20 protein-coding genes, 1 pseudogene and 1 riboswitch are annotated in these 21,910 nt (G+C 34.5%); of the genes and pseudogenes, 6 read left to right on the top strand and 15 right to left on the bottom strand.

Going from position 1 to position 21,910, the window contains the following annotated elements; translation table 11 throughout:
* Nucleotides 1-232 precede the first annotated feature (232 nt).
* Both SBL16_RS06645 and SBL16_RS06640 read right to left on the bottom strand, forming a co-directional pair.
* Complete coding sequence (locus tag SBL16_RS06645; RefSeq protein ID WP_107611609.1) at nucleotides 233-808, bottom strand: sugar O-acetyltransferase; 576 nt, start codon at nucleotides 806-808, stop codon at nucleotides 233-235.
* A 144-nt stretch (nucleotides 809-952) separates the two neighbouring features.
* Nucleotides 953-1,822, bottom strand: coding sequence for an SDR family oxidoreductase (locus SBL16_RS06640; protein ID WP_053016392.1), 870 nt, complete (start codon nucleotides 1,820-1,822; stop codon nucleotides 953-955).
* Nucleotides 1,823-2,055: 233 nt separating this feature from the next.
* Between SBL16_RS06640 and SBL16_RS06635 the strand changes: the two genes are divergently transcribed.
* The 3 genes from SBL16_RS06635 (at nucleotide 2,056) to copZ (ending at nucleotide 5,154) form a co-directional block, all read left to right on the top strand.
* Nucleotides 2,056-2,262, top strand: a complete 207-nt coding sequence (locus SBL16_RS06635; RefSeq protein WP_011274822.1) for a hypothetical protein — start codon at nucleotides 2,056-2,058, stop codon at nucleotides 2,260-2,262.
* Nucleotides 2,263-2,471: 209 nt separating this feature from the next.
* Nucleotides 2,472-4,859, top strand: a complete 2,388-nt coding sequence (locus SBL16_RS06630; RefSeq protein ID WP_107637521.1) for a heavy metal translocating P-type ATPase — start codon at nucleotides 2,472-2,474, stop codon at nucleotides 4,857-4,859.
* 88 nt (nucleotides 4,860-4,947) lie between these two features.
* Entirely contained in the window at nucleotides 4,948-5,154 is a 207-nt protein-coding gene (gene copZ, locus SBL16_RS06625) for a copper chaperone CopZ (RefSeq protein WP_029376679.1), read from the top strand.
* Nucleotides 5,155-5,323: 169 nt separating this feature from the next.
* Here copZ and SBL16_RS06620 read toward each other — a convergent pair whose 3' ends face one another.
* From SBL16_RS06620 to SBL16_RS06570, 11 genes and pseudogenes are all read right to left on the bottom strand, one after another.
* Nucleotides 5,324-6,322 (bottom strand): D-lactate dehydrogenase, encoded by a 999-nt coding sequence (locus tag SBL16_RS06620; protein ID WP_107611608.1) that lies wholly within the window; start codon nucleotides 6,320-6,322, stop codon nucleotides 5,324-5,326.
* A gap of 32 nt (nucleotides 6,323-6,354) precedes the next feature.
* Nucleotides 6,355-7,515, bottom strand: a complete 1,161-nt coding sequence (locus SBL16_RS06615) for an aminotransferase class I/II-fold pyridoxal phosphate-dependent enzyme (protein WP_107611607.1) — start codon at nucleotides 7,513-7,515, stop codon at nucleotides 6,355-6,357.
* Between the two features lie 79 nt (nucleotides 7,516-7,594).
* Nucleotides 7,595-7,702, bottom strand: a riboswitch (SAM riboswitch).
* 79 nt (nucleotides 7,703-7,781) lie between these two features.
* Entirely contained in the window at nucleotides 7,782-9,287 is a 1,506-nt protein-coding gene (locus SBL16_RS06610) for a phytoene desaturase family protein (protein WP_107611606.1), read from the bottom strand.
* Between the two features lie 9 nt (nucleotides 9,288-9,296).
* Nucleotides 9,297-10,154 (bottom strand): phytoene/squalene synthase family protein, encoded by an 858-nt coding sequence (locus SBL16_RS06605; protein WP_053018480.1) that lies wholly within the window; start codon nucleotides 10,152-10,154, stop codon nucleotides 9,297-9,299.
* 20 nt (nucleotides 10,155-10,174) lie between these two features.
* Complete coding sequence (locus SBL16_RS06600; RefSeq protein ID WP_107611642.1) at nucleotides 10,175-11,302, bottom strand: glycosyltransferase; 1,128 nt, start codon at nucleotides 11,300-11,302, stop codon at nucleotides 10,175-10,177.
* Nucleotides 11,303-11,315: 13 nt separating this feature from the next.
* Nucleotides 11,316-12,824 carry a phytoene desaturase family protein gene (locus tag SBL16_RS06595; protein ID WP_107611605.1) on the bottom strand — a complete coding sequence of 503 codons (1,509 nt, stop codon included), beginning with the start codon at nucleotides 12,822-12,824 and terminating at the stop codon, nucleotides 11,316-11,318.
* Entirely contained in the window at nucleotides 12,797-13,312 is a 516-nt protein-coding gene (locus tag SBL16_RS06590) for a hypothetical protein (protein WP_053016384.1), read from the bottom strand. Before SBL16_RS06590 ends, SBL16_RS06595 begins: the two co-directional genes overlap by 28 nt.
* Nucleotides 13,313-13,479: 167 nt before the next feature.
* Nucleotides 13,480-14,199 carry a transglycosylase gene (locus SBL16_RS06585; RefSeq protein ID WP_107611604.1) on the bottom strand — a complete coding sequence of 240 codons (720 nt, stop codon included), beginning with the start codon at nucleotides 14,197-14,199 and terminating at the stop codon, nucleotides 13,480-13,482.
* Nucleotides 14,200-14,651: 452 nt separating this feature from the next.
* A pseudogene (locus SBL16_RS06580) lies at nucleotides 14,652-16,076 on the bottom strand (phosphate--AMP phosphotransferase).
* 155 nt (nucleotides 16,077-16,231) lie between these two features.
* Nucleotides 16,232-17,290 carry a PTS transporter subunit IIC gene (locus SBL16_RS06575; RefSeq protein ID WP_016931231.1) on the bottom strand — a complete coding sequence of 353 codons (1,059 nt, stop codon included), beginning with the start codon at nucleotides 17,288-17,290 and terminating at the stop codon, nucleotides 16,232-16,234.
* A gap of 310 nt (nucleotides 17,291-17,600) precedes the next feature.
* Entirely contained in the window at nucleotides 17,601-18,140 is a 540-nt protein-coding gene (locus SBL16_RS06570; RefSeq protein ID WP_390894804.1) for a M23 family metallopeptidase, read from the bottom strand.
* A gap of 336 nt (nucleotides 18,141-18,476) precedes the next feature.
* Between SBL16_RS06570 and SBL16_RS06565 the strand changes: the two genes are divergently transcribed.
* From SBL16_RS06565 to SBL16_RS06555, 3 genes are all read left to right on the top strand, one after another.
* A complete protein-coding gene (locus tag SBL16_RS06565) occupies nucleotides 18,477-19,043 on the top strand; it encodes a TetR/AcrR family transcriptional regulator (protein WP_016931230.1) in 567 nt (188 codons plus the stop codon).
* Nucleotides 19,044-19,251: 208 nt separating this feature from the next.
* The gene (locus tag SBL16_RS06560; RefSeq protein ID WP_107612445.1) at nucleotides 19,252-20,196 is read left to right on the top strand and encodes an LLM class oxidoreductase; all 945 of its coding nucleotides are present in this window, start codon (nucleotides 19,252-19,254) and stop codon (nucleotides 20,194-20,196) included.
* A gap of 12 nt (nucleotides 20,197-20,208) precedes the next feature.
* Nucleotides 20,209-20,445 (top strand): DUF896 domain-containing protein, encoded by a 237-nt coding sequence (locus SBL16_RS06555; protein WP_011274805.1) that lies wholly within the window; start codon nucleotides 20,209-20,211, stop codon nucleotides 20,443-20,445.
* A 236-nt stretch (nucleotides 20,446-20,681) separates the two neighbouring features.
* Here SBL16_RS06555 and SBL16_RS06550 read toward each other — a convergent pair whose 3' ends face one another.
* Nucleotides 20,682-21,059, bottom strand: coding sequence for a VOC family protein (locus SBL16_RS06550; protein WP_107612443.1), 378 nt, complete (start codon nucleotides 21,057-21,059; stop codon nucleotides 20,682-20,684).
* A 25-nt stretch (nucleotides 21,060-21,084) separates the two neighbouring features.
* The gene (locus SBL16_RS06545; protein WP_107612441.1) at nucleotides 21,085-21,903 is read right to left on the bottom strand and encodes an NmrA/HSCARG family protein; all 819 of its coding nucleotides are present in this window, start codon (nucleotides 21,901-21,903) and stop codon (nucleotides 21,085-21,087) included.
* Nucleotides 21,904-21,910 lie beyond the last annotated feature (7 nt).

Raw genomic sequence — 21,910 nt, 5'->3', positions numbered from 1 at the left:
AGTTGTATTTCGTTCTCTTAAGTTGTTGTCATAAAATGAATGCTTTGAGTTACATTTTGATTCTTAAGTATGTATGGAGATGAACTCCCATATACAGTCCAAATATATTATATCATTTATCTATCTTATATATTATATAACTAATTTATTTTATATATTAAATTCTTAGATACAAAAAACCTTTAAGCCACTGGACGACTCAAAGGTTATTTATACCTGATCTATGAAATGACTATTTAGGCGCATCATTTTCATTTATCTCTCTTATTACTTTAGCTGGTACACCGGCAACTAAACTATTTGGTGGTACATCTTTAGTTACGACACTTCCTGCAGCTATAACTGAACCATCTCCAATCGTTACACCAGGTGTGACAACGACATTTCCACCAAACCAAATATTATTTCCAATAGTAATCGGCTGTGCTAACTCTAATCCTGCATTACGTTCTTTAGATGTTAATGGATGATGCGCAGTATAGAATCCACAAGATGGCCCTATAAATACATCATTACCGATTGTGATGCCTCCTCCATCCATAAAATAGCAATTACTATTAACAAACACATTTTTGCCTAATTTAACATTCCAACCATAATCTGTATCGAACGGACTATTAATTGCGACATTCTCTAATGTATAACCAAATAATTCAGTTAATATAGCCTGTCTTTTAGTGTCATCACTCGGACGCGTTTGGTTAAAGTCAAAACATAAATCGTTTGCACGTACTCGTTCATCTTCCAAATCTTTATCAAAATTAGCATCATACCACTGGTGTGCTAACATCTTTTCTTTTTCTGTCATTGTACTTACCCACCTTCATTTAATATTTATATTACAGTTTAAACAAATTAAGTAGTTTTCGCACAGAAACACTCTCTTTTCCAACATAAAATAAGCCATAAAGGCACTCAACACCTTTATGGCTCAATATAAGAAAGCTTACTTTTAAGTTGTAATATAGTCTCCACCATTAACATGTATAATTTGACCAGTGATGTAAGAACTATCTGCATTTGTCGCAAGGAACACATAGGCTGGCGCTAGTTCAGCCGGTTGTCCACGTCGACCCATTGGTGTGTTGCCACCTTGGTTCTCTACTTTGTCCTCATCAAACGTAGCAGGAATTAATGGCGTATAAATTGGACCAGGAGCCACGCCATTAACTCGAATATTTTTCTCCATTAGCGTAGTTGCTAGTGAACGTGTAAATGAAACAATCGCACCTTTAGTTGAAGCATAATCAATTAAATGTCCAGAACCACGATACGCCGTCACACTTGTTGTATTAATAATTGTATCGTTATCACTTAAATATGGAACGGCAGCTTGTGATAAGAAGAACATGCCAAATATATTTGTTTCGAATGTATCTTTAAATTGTTCAGGCGTAATGTCCATGAAACTATCTTGAGGATATTGAACCGCACCATTATTAACTAGAATATTTAAATTACCAAAGTCTTGAACAACTTGTTGCACTAATTCTTTAGATTGCTGTGCATCTTTTAAATCATGAGCATATGCTTTAGCCTTTACGCCAATCTCTTTAAGACGATTAACAGTTTCCTCTGCATCTTCATGCTCATCATAATAACCAATAGCTACATTAGCGCCTTCTTTAGCAAACAAGATTGCAACAGAGCGACCAATCCCTGAGTCACCACCAGTAATTAATGCAACTTTACCTTGCAATTTACCAGCTGCTTTATATTCATCTAGTTCTGAAATGGGTCTAGGATCCATGTCTTTCTCTGTTCCTGGTTGACGATTTTGAGTATAACCTTTAATTTGTTTATGGAATTCTAATAGATTCATTCATTTTCACTCCTTATCCATTTACTTAACCGTTCCCAATAAAGACTTTTTTGAAACAATAGATCAATGTGCATAGAACCGGTCAAATTATTACAACTTTGGAACGATAAAAAGTCAGTCCCCTAGTCTCATGCAATTTTATTAGAAAGCCTATATAATTAAATTAAACTTCTATTAAAGAAACCAATTAAAGCCACTAACGAGATATTACAGAAAAAGGAGTGCGACATTCTATGAGAGGTTTATTGAAAGGTATTATTGCATTGCTTATCATTCTTGGCGTTGTAAAGACATTCCAAGATCATGATGTAATGAACGAAGCAAATTATTATTATAATCAAGCGAAAAACGGTGAACTTGTTCAAAATATATCCAACTTTGATTTTAATAATTATAAAGACTTAAATTTAGAAAATTTTAAGCCATCTGATTTTTTCTAAGTAAACTATATAATTATTACAATACAATAGTAGTTAGTAGTCTAGGACATAAATAATATAATGATGCTATTTTGCAAATTCGAAGTAGTAGGACAATGAATTCACAAAGAATTCTGTCCTACTTTTTTATGCGAAAAAGTAAGACAGAAACATTGACTTGAATACCCTAAGGGGGTATATTATGTATGAATTGTAATGGAGGTGTCTTAATGATCAATAGACAAAATGCCACATTGAACATTACTGGTATGACTTGTGCAGCTTGCTCAAATCGTATTGAAAAACGATTAAATAAAATGGATAACGTAAAAGCACAAGTTAATTTGACAACGGAAAAAGCAACGATTGAATATGATACTAATGACTATGCAATAAATGACTTTGTTACGACGGTTCAAAAGCTTGGGTATGATGTAGCCATTGACAAAGCTGAGTTAGACATTACTGGTATGACCTGCGCAGCATGTTCAAATCGTATAGAGAAAGTATTAAATAAAACGCCAGGTGTTAAAGATGCGACAGTTAATTTAACGACTGAACAAGCTATGATAGCGTATTATCCTGGACAAACGGATTTAGATACCTTAATTGGACGAATTAGAAACTTAGGTTACGACGCACAGCCTAAACAATCTGAAGAAGATCAAGCAACACGAAAACAACAAGAACTTAAGCATAAGCGAAATAAATTAATGATCTCTGCTATTCTGTCATTACCTCTATTAATGACAATGCTCGTCCATCTCTTTAATATGCATTTACCCGACATATTAATGAATCCTTGGTTCCAATTTATCCTTGCGACACCTATCCAATTTATAATTGGTTGGCAGTTCTATGTTGGTGCTTATAAAAATTTACGTAACGGTGGCGCTAATATGGATGTGCTCGTTGCATTAGGCACTAGTGCAGCATACTTTTACAGTATTTATGAGATGATTAAATGGTTAACAGGAGCCACAAACATGCCTCACCTTTACTTTGAGACAAGTGCTGTACTTATCACATTAATTCTTTTTGGAAAATATTTAGAAGCACGTGCTAAATCACAAACGACGAATGCGTTAAGTGAATTACTTAACTTACAAGCAAAAGAGGCACGCCTAATTGATGATAATGGTATCGAGAAAATGGTACCGCTCAACCAAGTTAATGTAGATGATATTCTGTTAATTAAACCCGGTGAAAAGATACCTGTCGATGGTCAAATTATTAAGGGTGAAACTGCTATTGATGAATCAATGCTAACAGGTGAATCAATGCCAGTTGATAAATATGTTGATGATGCAGTGATAGGCTCAACTATGAATACGAATGGTGTTATTACAATTAAGGCAACTAAAGTTGGCAAAGATACTGCCCTATCCAATATTATTAAAGTGGTTGAGGAGGCCCAAGGTTCTAAAGCACCTATCCAACGTTTAGCTGATATTATATCAGGCTATTTCGTTCCAATTGTTATTGCCATTGCTTTACTGACATTCTTAATTTGGATTACACTTGTACATCCTGGTCAATTTGAAGATGCACTTGTTGCTGCGATATCAGTTCTAGTGATTGCTTGTCCATGTGCACTTGGTTTAGCTACACCCACTTCAATAATGGTTGGAACTGGTCGCGCCGCTGAAAATGGTATTTTGTTTAAAGGTGGCGAATATGTTGAACGTACACATCTAGTTGATACAGTTGTGTTTGACAAGACAGGAACACTTACACACGGCAAACCAGAGGTAACTTATTTCGAAGGTGACAAGGATATCTTAGCTTTAGTTGCTTCAGCTGAAAATAACTCTGAACACCCGCTTGCTACTGCAATTGTTAACTACGCCAAACAACACAAAGTTAACTTAGTAAATGTCACAAATTATCAAACATTACCAGGTCACGGAATACAGGCTGTTATAAATAATACTAAGTTACTTGTAGGCAATCAAAAGTTAATGACAGAACACCAAATCAATATACAAAGCATTAAGCAGAAAATGGAACATATGGAAACTGATGGACATACTGTTATGCTAATTGCCTATGGCGACGAACTAAAGGGCATGGTTGCTGTAGCTGACACTGTTAAAACATCTGCTAAAGAAGCTATCCAACAATTATCATCTATGAATATTAGAACGGTTATGCTAACTGGTGATAATGAACGAACTGCAAAAGCTATTGCTAAAGAAGTCGGTATTGATCAAGTCATTGCTGGCGTCCTACCTGAAGATAAAGCACAACATATAACGCAATTACAAGAACAGAAGCATAGAGTTGCTATGGTAGGCGATGGAATTAACGATGCTCCTGCACTTGTCAAAGCAGATATCGGCATTGCAATGGGAACGGGTACAGAAGTAGCAATAGAAGCTGCAGATATCACCATTCTTGGAGGAGATATCCAATTAGTTCCTAAGGCCATTCATGCAAGCCGGAAAACAATTCGCAATATTAAACAGAACTTATTCTGGGCATTTGGATACAACATTGCAGGCATCCCTATTGCGGCAATGGGATTACTTGCACCTTGGATAGCTGGTGCTGCGATGGCCTTAAGTTCAGTTAGTGTTGTAAGTAATGCCCTAAGACTAAAACGAATGAAATTATAATTATGATGCATTTCTATTTTATTTCTTTGTTTATTAAAAAGGAGTAAAATATGGGTATATATGAGTAAGAACAACGGAGGTGACAGGTATGATTAATAAAGTAATTAACGTTGAAGGTATGAGCTGTGACCATTGCAGAAACGCTGTGGAATCTGCATTAGCTAAATTAAATGGTGTGACTTCAGCAGAAGTAGACTTAGATAAGAATCAAGTTCGCGTAGATTACGACGAAAACAGAGTATCAGTTGAACAAATGAAAGAAGCTATTGAAGATCAAGGCTACGATGTAAAATAAGATCTGGATAAGAAACCTGCTTTTGTTAGGCAGTCAATCTAACCCGGATAAAAGTGATTTAAAATATAAGCGAATTTTAAGAAGTGAGCATTCGCTAAAGCTAATTAAAGGAGTTGAGTCTGGGACAATGAATTCACAAATAATTCTGTCCCACACCCAACTCCATTTTTTAATTCACTCTTAATTTAGTAGTACCTGTATTAATAACATCAATGACTGCATCAAGTGCATCAACAATCAAATTCTTAACTGCCGCATCAGTATAAAACGCAATATGTGGTGTTAACCAAATATCTTCTCTAGCAATTAATTCATCTAATAAATCATCATTAATCACTTTATCACGGTAATCTCCAGGGAATAATCCTCTTTCATGCTCATATGTATCTAATGCAGCACCTTTAATTTGACCACTATCAATTGCATCAAGTAATGCTCTCGTATCAACAATCGATCCCCTAGCTGCGTTTACAAATACGGCACCTTTTTTAAATTTTGAAAATAAATCTTTATTGAAGAGATGTGGATTATATTTCGTTGCTGGAATATGAACTGTAACAATATCTGCATCACGTAAGGCTTCTTCCAACGTATCCTTATACTCAACATATTGCGCAACCTTTTCATTAGGAAATGGATCATATGCAACAACATGGCTTCCATACCCTTTTGCAAAAATGCTTGCCGCTATCGAACCAATACGTCCTGTTCCTATAACAGCTACGGTCAAATCACTAATTGAACGTGACAATATTGAAGGTTCCCATCTAAAATCATATTCTCGAAGTTTACGTTGAATATCGTTCTGATTTCTTACAATATTAATCGCTTGTGTTACTGCAAACTCTGCAATTGAACTCGGTGAATATGACGGTACATTGGATATGATAATGCCATATTGTGTAGCTAAATTTAAGTCGTAAGTATCAAATCCAGCACTACGTTGTGCAATATGTTTAATACCAAATTGTTGCAATTTGGCAAATACATCTTCCGATATTGGATGTTGTTGAGATAAAGATAAGCCATCAAATCCTTGAACACCTTCGACATTATCTTCTGTTAATATTTCTTTATTTAACTCTACTTCGACATTATTTTGTTCCGCCCACTCTTCAATGTAAGGAATATCTTCGTCTCGTACACTCATTATTTTAATTTTAGTCATAAAATTTCATCCTTTCTATTTGTGACTTCTTATTACTCGTTATATAAATAGGATAAAGAAGCTAATCGTTTAGCCGCTTCAGTTAATAATTGATCATCTAATGCTAGGGAAATACGGACGTAATGACGACCATTTTCACCAAATGGAATGCCAGGCGCCACTAAGATCGATTGTTCTTTCAACAAATACTGTTCAAATGATTCACTATCATACCCTGGTGGTGTTTGAAGCCATGAGTAAATGCCACCTTTAGAATGTACAAATGGTAAATTGGCATCTTTTAATTGCTTTTCAAACATGTCACGACGACGTTTGAATGTTTCATTTTGTTGATCTAGAAAGTCATCATAGTGATTAAGTGCGTATGTTGCTGCATCTTGAAGGGCACCAAACATACCAGCATTAGTATGTGTTTGATATTTCTTAAGCGCTTGTATCATGTCTTTGTTACCTACTGCGAAACCTACTCTAAATCCTGACATATTATAGCCTTTGGATAATGAAAAGATTTCAATTGCTACTTCCTTTGCATCTTTAGAAGCAAGTATACTTGGGTTCTTTGCATCAAATCCAAAAGCACTATAAGCGAAATCATGAACGATCTTTGTATGTGTACCTTTAAATCTTTGAATCGCTTCGTCAAACACTGATTTAGTAGCCGTTGATCCAGTAGGATTATTTGGGTAAGTCAAATAAACGAGTGACGTACGTGCTAATGTTTGTGCATCTACTTTGCTCCAATCTGGCAAATAATGTGGAGGCTCCAAATTAAGTGGTACTGGATTGGCATCAGCAAGCATGACACCAGCGAGATAATCCGTATAACCTGGGTCTGGAAGTAGCACGCTTTCTCCAGGATTAACAATACATGTAGGTAAAGCCACTAAACCATTTTTAGTACCATAAAGTATGCACACTTCATCATCTTTATGTAGCTCAACACCATATTGTCTTTGATAGAAATTAACAATTGCTTCCTTAAAGGATTCCTTACCATGAAATGCACCATATTTTTGATTTTCAGGAATTCGAACAGCATCAGCAAAGTGATCAACGATGCCTTTAGGCGTTTCGCCATCCGGGATACCAACTGCCATATTAATTAACGGTAGTGGTCCATGCTCAACCTTACGTCCCATTGTCTTACCAAAGTAACTATCAGGAATATTGGCTAGTTTATTAGAAATTGTCATTATTTACCCCCTTTTAAAATTAAAAAAGCTATATATCACTCTCAATTGATAGTGACATATAGCTTAGTTATGACTATGACACTTATCTTTGAGGCATACCTCTTTGGAATTAGCACAGTACTTTTGTCTTTTAAGTCTGTTGCTGAAGTTTCATTGGGCCAAATCCCTTCACTTCTCTGGATAAGTCTATTGAATTAATATTTATTGTATCAGTTCAATAAGTATTGTCAATATTTATAATTTTCAGATTTATAGCAAGTTTTACTTTATTTTCCGTGTTCTATATCTTCTAACATTGCTTCGGCAGTAATTTTAGCACTAGTCAACACAATTGGCACACCTGCACCAGGGTGCGTACTTGCCCCTGCGAAGTATAAGTCTTTATAATCTCTTGATACATTTGGGGGTCTATAATAATTACTTTGTGTAAGTGTTGGCATAAGTCCAAATGCTGAGCCGAATTTGGCATTATAACGACTCTCAAAATCAAGCGGTGTAAATACTGTTTCAGATACAATATCTTGACGTATATCTTTAAGTGCCTCAATCGTTTCTAATTTGTTATAAATGACATCTTTCGCTTGTTCAACCATACTAGGATCGTTCCAGTCAATTTCACCTGTCTTCAACTCAGGGACTGGCATTAAGACATACATCCCTGTCTGATCTTTAGGCGCTAATGCTTCGTCTTCTACAGATGGGAGGTAAAGATATAATGATGGGTCATCAGGCATCTTACCACTAAAAATGTCATCAATATTGCCTCTAAAATCTTTAGCAAATACAACATTATGTACATGTAATTTATCACGTAATTGACGATTAATACCTGCATAAATTAAAAATGCTGAACATGAATAGTCCATGTTATCTACCTTTTCAGGAGAATAGTTCTTTAAAGGTGAGTGCGCAGGCATTAAGTTTTGTGCCACATATGGAAAGTCAGCAGTACATAGCACTTTGTCAAAACGTCGAATATCACCATTAACACGTAGACCATCTGCACGTTTAAATTTAGGATCAATAATGATTTCTTGTACATCTGCATTAAGTTCCACTTTAACACCATGGTCTTGACCAAGTTGTAATAAACCTTGTGCTAAGCCATACATACCGCCTTTTATATAATGAACGCCATGTACCATTTCAATCATTGGAATAATAGAATAAATTGAAGGCCCTTGTTTAGGATCAATACCTATGTATAACGTTTGAAATGCGAGTAACTTACGTATTTTTTCATTGGATACATAATTATCTATTAATTGATTCGCATTATTAAATGTCTTTAATTTTAATCCACGATATAGCGTCAATGGGTTATAAAATTCACTTGGTTTACGGAATGTTCGTTCAAGGAAGTATTTGCGCGCCACTTCATATCGTTTATACACATCCGTTAAAAATTGCATAAAACCTTGAGTAGAACCTGGTTCTATCGCTTCTAACGTTTGACTAAGTTGTGCTAAATCAGTTGATACACTCACTTTATCTTTATCAGAAAAATAAATATCAAAAATATGTGTTAGTGGCTTCATATCTACGTAATCTTCAAAACGTTTGCCACTTTCTTCAAATACAGCTTTATAAACATCCGGTACCATCACTATGGTTGGTCCCATATCAAAAGTAAAACCATCTTTCTTAAATTGGCTCATACGGCCACCAACTTGTTCATTCTTCTCAAATATTGTAACTTGATGACCTTTAGCGGCTAATCGTGCTGCAGCTGCTAAGCCGGTAACGCCAGCGCCTACTACTGCTATATTCATATATCTCACCTAATCTTTATATTTTTTCTTTAAATTGCGGTAGATTTTATGTTTTTTCCATTTAGAAACGTACGCACGGTCTTTCAATGAGTAATCTGCTTTACGTACTTCGGTTAATATACCTCGATATACTTGGGCTGCTAACTCAATAATCATTCGAGATTCTTCATTGTATACATCAAGATGATTTAAAACCATGTCATAGTTATTATCGGCTAATGTAGCGTAGAATTCCCAAATTTTAATGTAATTGTCAGAGGGTTGATCACGTTCTATTTCATCAGCAATTGAAACATTAAATTCATTTAAACGTGCTTTACTAAAGTAAATACGCCCGTTGCGATAATCTTCACCAACATCACGTAGTATGTTCGTTAATTGAAGCGCCTCACCTAATTGCTTTCCATACTCATATGCTTCATCTGACGGTGGCGTTGCTAGTATTGGGATCAGTAATACGCCTACAGTTCCCGCAACACCATAACAATAATCTAGTAGACCACGATCTGTTTCAAACATTTCGAAATGCTGGTCTGCTTCAACCGTATCAATTAAGTCATAGAGGGCTTGGAAATTCATTTGAAAATGTGTAGCTGCATCAGCAAATGCCATCATAATGCGGTCATCACTTTCAAATGTCGTTGTTGTTTGATGTTCAATAGCTTTAACATCACGGTTAATCTTATGTAGATATTCCACGTCTTGGTGTACATCGATACTATCATCAACAATTCTACAAACTGCATAAATCGCCCAGATTGCTCGTCGTTGTTGTTCTGGTAACATATCAAACGCATATGAGAAACTCTTAGAGTAATCTTTCATAATTTGATGACAATATTGATAATTTTCTTCTAATGTGCTCATGGAGAACCCCCTGCTAAATATTATTTAATACTAAATTGTCGTCCTTTCCATTTTACCTGTTTCGTGTAATGAATGTGACGATATGAATTTATATAAATTAAAACAAACACTAAAAACAATATTGGGTTAATAGCTAAAAATAAAATTGAAAAACGTCCTACTCGACGATGTAATCGAATAAATTGTAATGTATATAAACTATATGATAACGCCATTCGCTTAAATGACAAAGTTTTCATAAATAAACTAAGTGTTAATCCGCTAAATGAGGTGATACTTCCCACCATCCATAAGATAATTAACATCATGATATGAGATTGTGTTGACGAAGCACCTACCGCTAAGTGTTTCGTCCATCCCTCTATCATTGTTTTAAATCCCGCTTCATACATTCTAAAGCTAACAAATCCCTGACCTTCAAATTGCGTCACTGGCAAATGGCAACGATGAAAGGCTTTTCCCAAAGAAAATCCTTCAATAATATGAGATGCAGCATTTTTATGTCCTTGTGTCAGGATATAATCGGATTTGTTCATGACTGTAACAGGTCCAAATGCTAATGACTCTCCTTTAGATTTAGATAAAGTTGAAAAACTATTTGTACCTACAACTGTCATAAGATTAAACATAGCCGATAAGTGTTCATAAGGTTGATGAACAACATGATACGGTTGAATACTCATTAAGCCACGATACTGTTGTCGTGCATATGACTGAATAATTGCCTCTAGGGCATATTTATTATTCAATTCTACATCTGCATCCATAAAGATAAGAATATCTGACGCTGTATGAGAAGCACCTAGATAACATGCATATGACTTACCAACCCAGGTATTGTCATTGTCGTCATACGTCACATTATACACTTTCGCGCCCATCTCTCGTGCTATCTCAGCTGTTCCATCATTTGAATCATCGTCCATGACGATACATTCAACTCGTATTGATTGCCGAGACAAACTTTTTAACAATTTGGGTAATCTCATTTCCTCGTTGCGCGCTGGTATAATCACACTTATTGATTGAGTTGTTTCGCCCTTATGTTTCTTATTAAACGAGAGTAAATGACGACGACTATACATTAAATAACCACTGACTAATGATAGACCTGTACTTGCATGAAGAAGTGACTCCAATTTAGTCATAGTTGCATAACCTCTAATCTCTTGAAGCATTAGTAACTTTACTTTCAAGTGCATTAATTTTATCCGCTACTTGTTGTCCGCTTAATGTTACCATTGGCATACCGCCACCAGGATTAACAGATCCTCCTACAAAGAATAAGTTATCAAAGTATTGACTTTGTTTAGGAAACTTGAATCCTTTATTTTTCTTCTTATCTGCGACTACACCATAAACGGCACCTTTATTTGAACCATACGTTTGTTCAATATCATGTGGCGTCCAAATATCTTCATATATAATATGTTGACGCAAATCTGTAAGCCCCATTTGCTCTAATTTATCCAATACACGCTCTCGGAAGTCACGATATTGTTCCTCTGTAAACGGTTCGTCTTGAATGTACGGAATATGTGGTAATACTTTTAAATTTTCATGTCCTTCTGGCGCTTGAGATGGATCCGATTTATTTGAATTAACAAGATAAATCGTTGGGTCTTGTGGCAATACTTTGTCATGAAACACTTCTCGATAATTACGCTTAGAATCACTTGAGAAGAGGAAATTATGATGTGCCAATTGAGAATATGCTTTGTCTACTCCTAAATGCATCACATAGCCAGATGCTGCAGGTTCATAAACTGTCTCTAATTGCGCTATTTTTTTATTTGAAAAGTGCAGTAAGTCACGATACGTAGGTATCACTTCTCTATTAGAAACAATGTAATCTGCACTCACATGTGAACCATCATCTAATCTAACGCCTGTAACATGATTAAAATACGTATCAATACTACGTATATCCGTACCGGTATGAATGGTTACGCCCTCTTCAATTGCTAATTGTTCCAATGCACGTGCAAGTTTATGAATACCACCTTTAACGTACCACAATCCTTGTTCATATTGCATGTGAATTAAAAGCGAAAGTACTGCTGGTGCATCATAAGAAGAAGACCCAACATATTTTATAAAGTAGCCAAGCATATCTCTTAATTCTTGTTTCTCAATATAACGATTAATAGCTTGTTGCATTGTTGAGAAGTAATCCACACCTTTAAGTGAACGCAATGGTCCCTGGTATTTAATAATTTCAGAAACTGTATCAAGCCCTAGTGCAAAGTAGCCTTTTTCCGTGAAGCGATGGATTTTTTCTGCATAATTTAAAAATTGATGAAGTTGCTGAATATCGCCATTGGTAAGATAGGTATTGGCATTTAACATTTGAGACAAGTCTTCATATAAATCTATAACTTCACCATTAGTGAAGAAACTACGCCATTGTAAAGGTAATCGTTCAATAGTAACATAGTCTTTCATTTGCTTATCACTATAGTCAAATAAGTTTTCAAATATGTATGGCATCGTTAAAATAGATGGACCTAAATCAAAACCGAATCCCTCTGTTTCTAAACGATTTACTTTCCCACCAATGTGGTTATTCTTCTCATAAAGCGAAACATCAAAGTCACTTTGAGCAAGACGAATAGCAGCTGATATCCCACCTAGTCCTCCACCTATAATGATGATTTTCTTTTGCGACATGTACGTTCACCTCTTTTCATTCTTAGTTGATAGTAATGTTCTAACCTAGGACGATTGTATCGTTGCGTGAGTATGATCGGTAAATTTGCCGAAATCACATAACAAAAATTAATGAATAGTATATATTTAGGCGCTTTGATAAAAACAACTACAGGGATCATTGATAACCAATGAACAAGTTCTGCACGGCGCATTTCTAAAATCATAAAATGTATATCTTCTAATTTAAATGAAGCCAGTCGCCTTTTATTATAGATACGATAATTGAATTGAGCTGCTTCTGGAATGTAATGTTTCCATTTATTAATACGAAATAGTTTATTCCATAAAGCGCCTCTCTTTTCCCACGACCATATTTTAAAAACTGATGCATACCTCACAAATAAAGAGGACGGGCATCGTAACATGATATTAGATAGTGATAATTGTACGGTTGTCCAGAACACACTATGTATTAAACCTAGTTTTAATACTTTTCTTAATGTCATTGATATTCAACACTTTCGATTTGTATATTGTCTTAGTATCTTCCCTATAATCGCGGTCGGTAAACATTATGCTACAGTGTCTATTAAAACACAAAAAAAGAGGCCGACCTTAAAGTCGACCTCTTTTCTCGATAACTCGATGTACTATCCAGTTACCTTAGTAAATCCTACCACCAACCGTGGCTAGCACGGAATGCAATTGCTGCATTTAATGAACCGTAACGGCTATTAGCGTAGTTAATCATACCTTTAGTTTGTGAAGCTACTGAACCAGTACCCCATGATTCCATAGTTTGACCTAAACCTCTGTAACCAGCTGGGTTAACTGCGTTAGGATTACCACCTGATTCAGGCATTACGATTGCGTTCCAAGCAGCTTCAGTACCACCATTAGCTAAGAATTGAGCTTTAACTGATCCACCAGTTGAAGCTGATGAAGATGATGATGAAGTTGAAGCTGAGTATGAAGTTGTTTTTGGTGCAGATACTGCTTCAACGTTAGTGTTGCTTGATTGTTGGTTTGAGCTTACTGATTGAGTTGAAGCTTCGTTGCTGTATGAAGCTGAGTAGTCAGTTGATTGAGCAGCTGGAGCAGCTTGTGTAGTTGCTACTGTGTCAGCACCACCAACGTAAGTGTAATCCCAAGACCAAGATTGACCGTCTGAAGTGAAGTTGTATTTGAAACCATCTTTAACGAATGTGATGTTGTATGCACCAGCTTGTACTGGGTGAGCATTTAATTCAGATGGGTTGTTTTGAGCTAAGTTAGCTAATTGTGCATAGTTTGTAGTTGATTCAGATGCATGTGCACTGTTATCTGTAGTTAATGCATAACCTGTTACTCCTAAAGCTACTGCTAATGACGACGCGATTACTGTTTTTTTCATAATAAAAAATTCCTCCAAAAAAATTTAGTTTATATTTTCGTTTTGTTAAATTCTTAAGTTATTGTGTTTTGCTCTGTGTTTAACTTTTGACAATAAGTACTATATCATAAAAAAACGCCAATAGTATTGCGCTTATCTTACAAAAAATTACATTGAACGACTTGTTTTGTAACATTGAAATATTTATATTTCATTCTGTAATATTATATTTTGAACAAATCGTTTAAAATTTCATCATGAAATAAGGTTTTACAATACTCTTTTAAGAAATTTACAACAATTTTACATATTCTGTAATATTACAAACTGCCGTTTTGTTACAATACCGTAATATTTCTAACAACTTAGAATATATTCAATTTATTTATATAACATAGAAAAACCAAGAAACGATTCTATATTCAACCGTTTCTTGGTTTATTAATCAACTTATTACATTATAATCTTATAAATTAATAATCCTTGACGCCCCATAACACTTTTTCACATTTACGAATAATATACTTCATTATTTCTATTCTTGATGTTTTCTTATGATCTGCTGGTACGACTAGCCATGGTGCATGTGTTGTATTTGTTTTTTTAACCATGTCGTGGCTGGCTTCAACGTATAAATCCCACTTGTCACGATTACGCCAATCTTCATCAGTGATTTTCCATTGTTTATCTACATTATTTTGGCGATCTTTAAAACGTTTAAGCTGTTCGTCTTTATCTAATGTCAGGAAGAATTTTAGGATAATTGCACCTTCATCGGTTCACATCTTTTCAAATGCGTTGATCTCATCATAGGCACGTTGCCATTCATTCGTTGTTGCAAATCCTTCAATTCGCTCAACTAATACACGTCCATACCAACTTCTATCAAATAATTCGATATGACCGCTTCTTGGCATATCCTTTGCAAAGCGCCATAAATAATGATGTTTCAGTTCAACATCTGTAGGTGCGCTGATGCCATTAACTTCATAACCAGTAGGATCAAGCTTTTCTCTAATACGCTTAATATTACCGCCTTTTCCTGCTGCATCCATTCCTTCAAATACAAGAATTAACGGAATTTTTCTATCATATAAAGCAAATTGTATTTCGCGCATACGTTTCTGCAGTTCAGTAATTAATGTTTTATATTCTTCTTTAGAAACTTTTTCTACATCTTTATCAAACAGTTCAGTAGCAAAGTGCTCTGAGAATTCACCATCATAGGCTTTATCCTTCGCATGATGTTTTGCTATGGCTTGTTCTAAACGTTCAATTATGTGTTCATACATCTTTTCAATCGCCATTTGGCGTTCTGTATAGTCAATAATCTTCCATTGTTTATCCTGTTTAATAAATTGATGCATATCTTCTAAATACGTTTCTGTTGATAGTACACTTCCATACTCTTGAACTTTCCAACGCATCAGTGGATTTTCTTTTGTTTGTTTAATATGTTCTTGTCTTTTATCTTCATTGATTTCAATAAAGAATTTGATGATTTCATAATCATCTTCGATTAACATATCTTCAAAAGATGCAATTTGTTCTGTTAAAACATCATAATTTTTATATCTATCGTGTTTAATTTCGTTTTCTCGATAATCTAAATAATGAGAGTACCAGCTTCTAAAATAGACATTGATATCACCTTTTTTAGGTAATGTATTCCAATATTTTTGTAAAAACTGATAACGCAAATCATCCTTTTGTGGTGATTGTGTCGCAATAAAATGTGTATATTTGGCATCAAAATTGAGTAATAATTCATTTGAAAGTCGTGTTTTTCCAGAAGCAGGGACACCTTCAAATAAAATCATAACTGGAATAGCTAATTCGTGTGTCTGTCTTGTAAGTTCAGCTGTCTTTAGTGCTAATTTTTCGATTTTATTAGCCATTAACCATTCACCCTTTATGTAACGTATTATTTCATTTTTATTGTAACACTATTTATTTCATATTTTATCTTAATCTCTATATGTATTCTCATTTTCAAAAAAGAATTGATAAAATGCGATAATCAACACTTTATCAATTCTTATTTAACAAATGGTTAACCCATAAATTTATATATGTCGTTTGTATAAAGACGTAATACTTTTCGGAAAATAATATCTAAAATAAATGCAGTTACTAATGGTACAACAAAGAATCCCAAAATAATGAGTAAGATACTTAATATTGCAGAATCTACATGTAAGAATTTAAAAGCACTAATTGGTCCAATCATCCCAATGAAACCAAATCCTGCAGACTCTTTTGTCCCTGCAATACCAATCAAGCTACCTGCAATTCCTGAAATACCAGCAGTTATAAGAATTGGTAACATTATAATTGGATATTTCACCATGTTAGGCATCATCATTTTCACACCGCCGAAGAATATAGAAATTGGTACTGCAACTCGGTTCACTTTGCTTGTCCCAATAAGTAATACTGCTTCAGTAGCTGAAATACCAATAGATGCTGAACCTGCTGCAAGACCTGTAATCCCTATAGCAATGGCTATCGCAACTGTTGATAATGGTGAAATAATAATAAAACTAAAGACCATAGAAATAAGCATACACATCAATACAGGTTGTAGTTCTGTGAAGCTATTAACCATATTACCAATGCCAGTTGTAATCATATGTACGTATGGCAATATAAGTACACCAATTGTAGCGGACAAACCACCTACGATAGTTGGATACACAATCAGTGCCATGCTACCGACACGTTTTTCAATTAATAAAATAAATAGTACAGCAATCGTTGCAGTAATCATCGTATTAATCAAGTCACCAATGCCTGCAATTACCCAGGCACCGTTCTTAAATTGTGCTGCCCCGCTTCCTACATAAGATGCACAAGCAACAACTGCAATCGCTAATGGTGTCATATCAAATTTCAAAGCAATGAGCGCTCCGATTAATGCGGGTACTGTAAATTGCATTGCTTGTACGACATGTAACAAAGTTCCAAAGAATGGATGGTGATGCATGAATGCTTTAAAGATTTCTCCCAAAATGGCATTGGGTACTAAACCAACAACGATACCGATAGCTACGCCCGATAGCACTCTAAATGTAAAATCTTTAACGCCTATTTCTCTAAGTGTTGATGTCATATAAAAAACCTCCTATTGTTTAATCTGCACACTTAATATGTTGATCAGCCTACTTACTGATGATTGATGTCACATGTAAACAACTACTCACGTCAATCATTTGAATAAGTAATGATAGATTTTACTATATCATAAATTCTAAATTTTCAGAATATTATTTTTATTTTTTCTTTAAAAAGTAACATTTAACGATAATGATTGGATTCCAAAATTTACTTCTTGATTAATAGGTATGAATTTTTTGATATTAAAAAATCTGAAACATGACTCAGGCTTCAGATTTTTAATACTATCTATTTTGTTTTTCATATCAGATATTAAATAAACTCTTTTCTTTTTTTGGTAGTTGATCAATAAATGATTGAGGATCTTCGGCATAATCATTGCCTATGCCACCCTTCATTCTTTGAAAATGTAAATGCGAGCCAGTTGTCTGTTCACCTGTATTACCAGATAAAGCAATCACATCACCAGCTTTAACTTGTTGACCTTGAGTTACCTTGAAATCATTTAAATGCATATACCATTGATGATATTGGCCATTATCTTCAGAGATTTGTATCACTTTACCACCTAAATCATCTTCAAATAACCTTGTGACAACACCATCTGTCGCTGCTAACACTTCAGTATCTTCAGGTAAGTCATAATCATTCCCATAATGTTTGTCATTACCTTCAAACTCTAAACCATGATTATATGTGCCATAACCATGCGTCAAACGTCCATCTCTATTCCAATCACCATATTGATTATCATCATTTAAAGACATTTGAGATGGTTGCATATCAATTTCACGAATTAAATATGTTACGGATACACCGATACCTACACATATCAGTATAGTCATAACTATTTTGATAAATTGTTTCAAACATCGCTCTCCTTTTTAATTCATTATTATTTTGTATGTTATCAAACATCACGACAAGAAAGTGTATACTTTGCTTACATTCAGACTAATTGACTAGATAATGAACAAAATTGACTATTATAATAGTAGAAACTCGTCTCATAATTAATTTTAACCATAATGAAATTAAAAATTTTATTAGGAAATTGAAGTTTGACTACTCTACAGTTTAGGTTGATAGTTACATATCATTGTAAGCGTGAACTTTGACAACCTTCTCTTTTCGACAGATAATTTAATGTAAGCTATAGGTCAACAAGGGAGGTGCCTATATTGACTACGACTAAAGTGGATCCTCGTATTATCAGAACAAAGAAACTGCTGGTAGAAGCGTTTCAAGAGGTTTCCCGAGAGAAAAAGATGTCACAAATCACTGTTAAAGATATTACTGAACGTGCCACGGTCAACCGTGCTACTTTCTACGCACATTTTACAGATAAATATGATATTCTCGATTACACTTTATCCGAAACAATTTTGAAAGATTTAAATGACACGTTAGCTATTTCTGATATGATTAATGAAGCCGTCATTACTAATCTATTTATATCTATTGCCAATTATATGGTTGAAGTACAAGATTCATGCAAGATGAATAGTGAAACGTTTTGTAACCAAGCCCATCAACGTATTAATAATGAATTAGAAGATATTTTTACCATTATGCTTCGTAATAGCTATCCTGAACAGGATATTGATGTACTCGTTAATAGTGCTAGTTTTCTAGCTTCAGGATTATGTGGTCTCGCTAGACATTGGCTCGATACCAGTTCGCTTACAGCAGAAGCTTTTATAGATAAAAATTTACCTTTCTTAATTCATCATATAACACACTTATAATTCAACTTCTGAGGCATTGCCTTAGAGGTTTTTTTATGGAAAAAGCTAATCTAATCAACAAATACTGAGCATTGTTGTCTAAGCAACAAATTTCATAAGCATGTATGTTGCATATTATTTAAATGGGGCGTATATTACATTTATACAACACATGTTAGTTAGATAATAAATGTTGTATAAATATTAAATGAAGTTGGGAGGTAAGGACATGTCAGATATTGATGAACACGAGGGATTTAAACGTACGTTTAAAAATAATAAATTGACGCTAGGTTTATCCATACCGTTTGATAATAAAAAACAAAACAATATTGATTTTGATGAGCAAGTGAGACTCGCTCAAAAGGCAGAGTCTTTGGGATTTACAAGTTTGTCTGTGAGAGATAATCCATTGTATAGCCCTCATTTAGGCAACGTTACTACGAATTATGATCCGTTCGTCTATTTAACCTATCTGAGTGCCTTTACCTCAAAGATTGCACTGGGTACTGGTAGTACCGTAGCAACCTTACGACATCCCATTCATCTAGCTAAATCAGCTGCCTCACTTGATCTCATTTCCAATCAACGTTTATTACTCGGTATGGCTACCGGTGATCGCTCTTTTGAATTCCCTGCATTTAAAGTAGATGAAAATGAATTAACAGAACGTTATCAAACAACCATTCACTCAATAAGAGAACTGTGGCAATCACATTCTCCCAAAATCTCAAATTCAATTTTCGAATTATATGAAGATTCAGGGTTACAAGTATTGCCAAAACATCATACGATTCCAATGTTTGGTACGGGATATTCAAAACAATCAATGGCTTGGCTTCAAGAAAATATGGATGGTTGGTTATTTTACGCTCAACCTTTTCAAGAGCAAAAGAAATTAGTTGAAGCTTGGCACAGTGGTACTGACCGCTTCAAACCATTTATGAATATTCTAATGATTGATTTATCCCAAAATCCAAACGAAACCGTTAAACCAATTAAAGGTGGTTTCCGTACTGGACGTAAGAATTTATTACAAATATTAAAAGCTTATGAATCAATTAATACAAATCATATTATCTTAAGATTTACAAATGATGATCGTGATATCGAAGAAATAATAGAAGAAGTTGGAATGTATATTGTTCCGCATTTTCCAGCTCATACAATTTAGGAGGAATAAATAATGAGAGAACTATTAGATAGAATTAACCAATTAGCAAATAAAGAAAAAGTTGAAAGTTTAAGCGTTGAAGAAAAACAAGAACAACATCAATTAAGACAAGAATATTTAGGTATGATAAGAGGTCAAGTACTTCATACTTTCTCAACGATGAAAGTTTTAGACCCACTTGGTCAAGACGTTACACCTGATAAAGTGTATGACTTAAGAGAAGAATACGGCAATATTCAAGAAAACTAATTGTATACAAAGTAAGGAGCCTGGGACATAAATAATATGATGATGCTATTTTGCAAATTCGCAGTAGCTGACTGAACTGAAAATGCGCTTAAATCAAGCTTTTTTCAGTACTAATCATCCTTGTGGTCGGGGCCCCAACAAAGAGAATTTCACTAAGAAATTCTACAAGCAAAGCAAGTTGGGAGTGGGACGACGAATTTAAAAAGAATTCTGTCCCACTCCCTTTTGATTTTTAGCTAACAAACTAAGAAATTATATTTATGTCCATCTGGGTCTACAAATGTTGCACCGTAGTATCCTTGATAAGTTCCTGGTTCATCAATCACTTTACCGCCTGATGATTCCACTTTTCGCATTAACTCATCTACTTCATCATTCGTTTTTACACCTAAAGATATAATGACTTCATTAGGTTGTTTCGAAACGGATTCATGCGTCACTTTTTCAAAATGATTATTTTCAATTAAAATCACAATCGTTTGTCCGATTTTAATACCAACCATTTTGTCTAGCATATCTGGATTTTTATTAATCTCAAATCCTAAATTTTTGTAAAATTGTTCACTACGTTCTAAATCTTCGACATGTAAATTAAACCACATTGACTGAATCATAATCTTCCCCCTCATTTTGAAAAAATTAAAAGTTCACTTCACTAATCCATTGCTCAAGCGTTAAACGACCGGGATTGATCTCATCCATTTGATTAAAATCAATTATATAACCTTTTTCTTCAAGCCATCCACGTTCTGCTGTACCACTTGAGAACGAACCTTTAATTTCTGTAGGTTTACCAGTTACCGTTGCAAATGTTTTAACAACTTCTTTTAATGTAAGTTCATCAGAAGCGATTTCAATAGCTTGATGGTTATATTTTTCTGCATTGGCAAATACATTGGATGCAATTCTAGCGATATCTATTGAAGAAATCATTGCGAATTTAACATCTTGATTAATAAATTCAGGAATCATAATTTCTCCGTTTTCGACTTTAGTAATTCTTAAGAAATTATCCATAAAGAACGATGGTTTGATGATTGTATAATTTAATGAACTGTCTTTAAGTTCATTCTCAATATCAGCTAAGGCTTCGAAATGGGGACCTGTACGATCACGGTTGACGCCACCTGCAGTACTATAAACAACATAGTCAATATTTTGTTCTTCTGCCGTTTTAATAATCATCTTACCTTGGCGTAATTCTTCTTGAATATTATCTACAATAATTGGTTGAACACTATAAACACCATATTGCCCTTTCATAGCATTTGTTAAACTTTCTTGGTTACTTAAATCGCCCTCAAATATTTCTAAATTGTCATTATCTATTGAAGCTAATTTTTCATTATTTTTATTACGTGTAAAAGCACGAACTTTCCAACCATCTAACAATAATTGTTTTACTACAGCATTGCCTTGTTTACCTGTAGCACCTATAACTAATATACTTTTACCCATTATTTAT

The sequence above is a fragment of the Staphylococcus sp. NWU MK-U1 genome, from assembly GCF_033283505.1.
In the GTDB taxonomy this organism is placed as follows: domain Bacteria; phylum Bacillota; class Bacilli; order Staphylococcales; family Staphylococcaceae; genus Staphylococcus; species Staphylococcus haemolyticus.
Note: the sequence above shows the minus strand (reverse complement) of the source record. Positions and strands in the feature narration are given on the sequence as shown.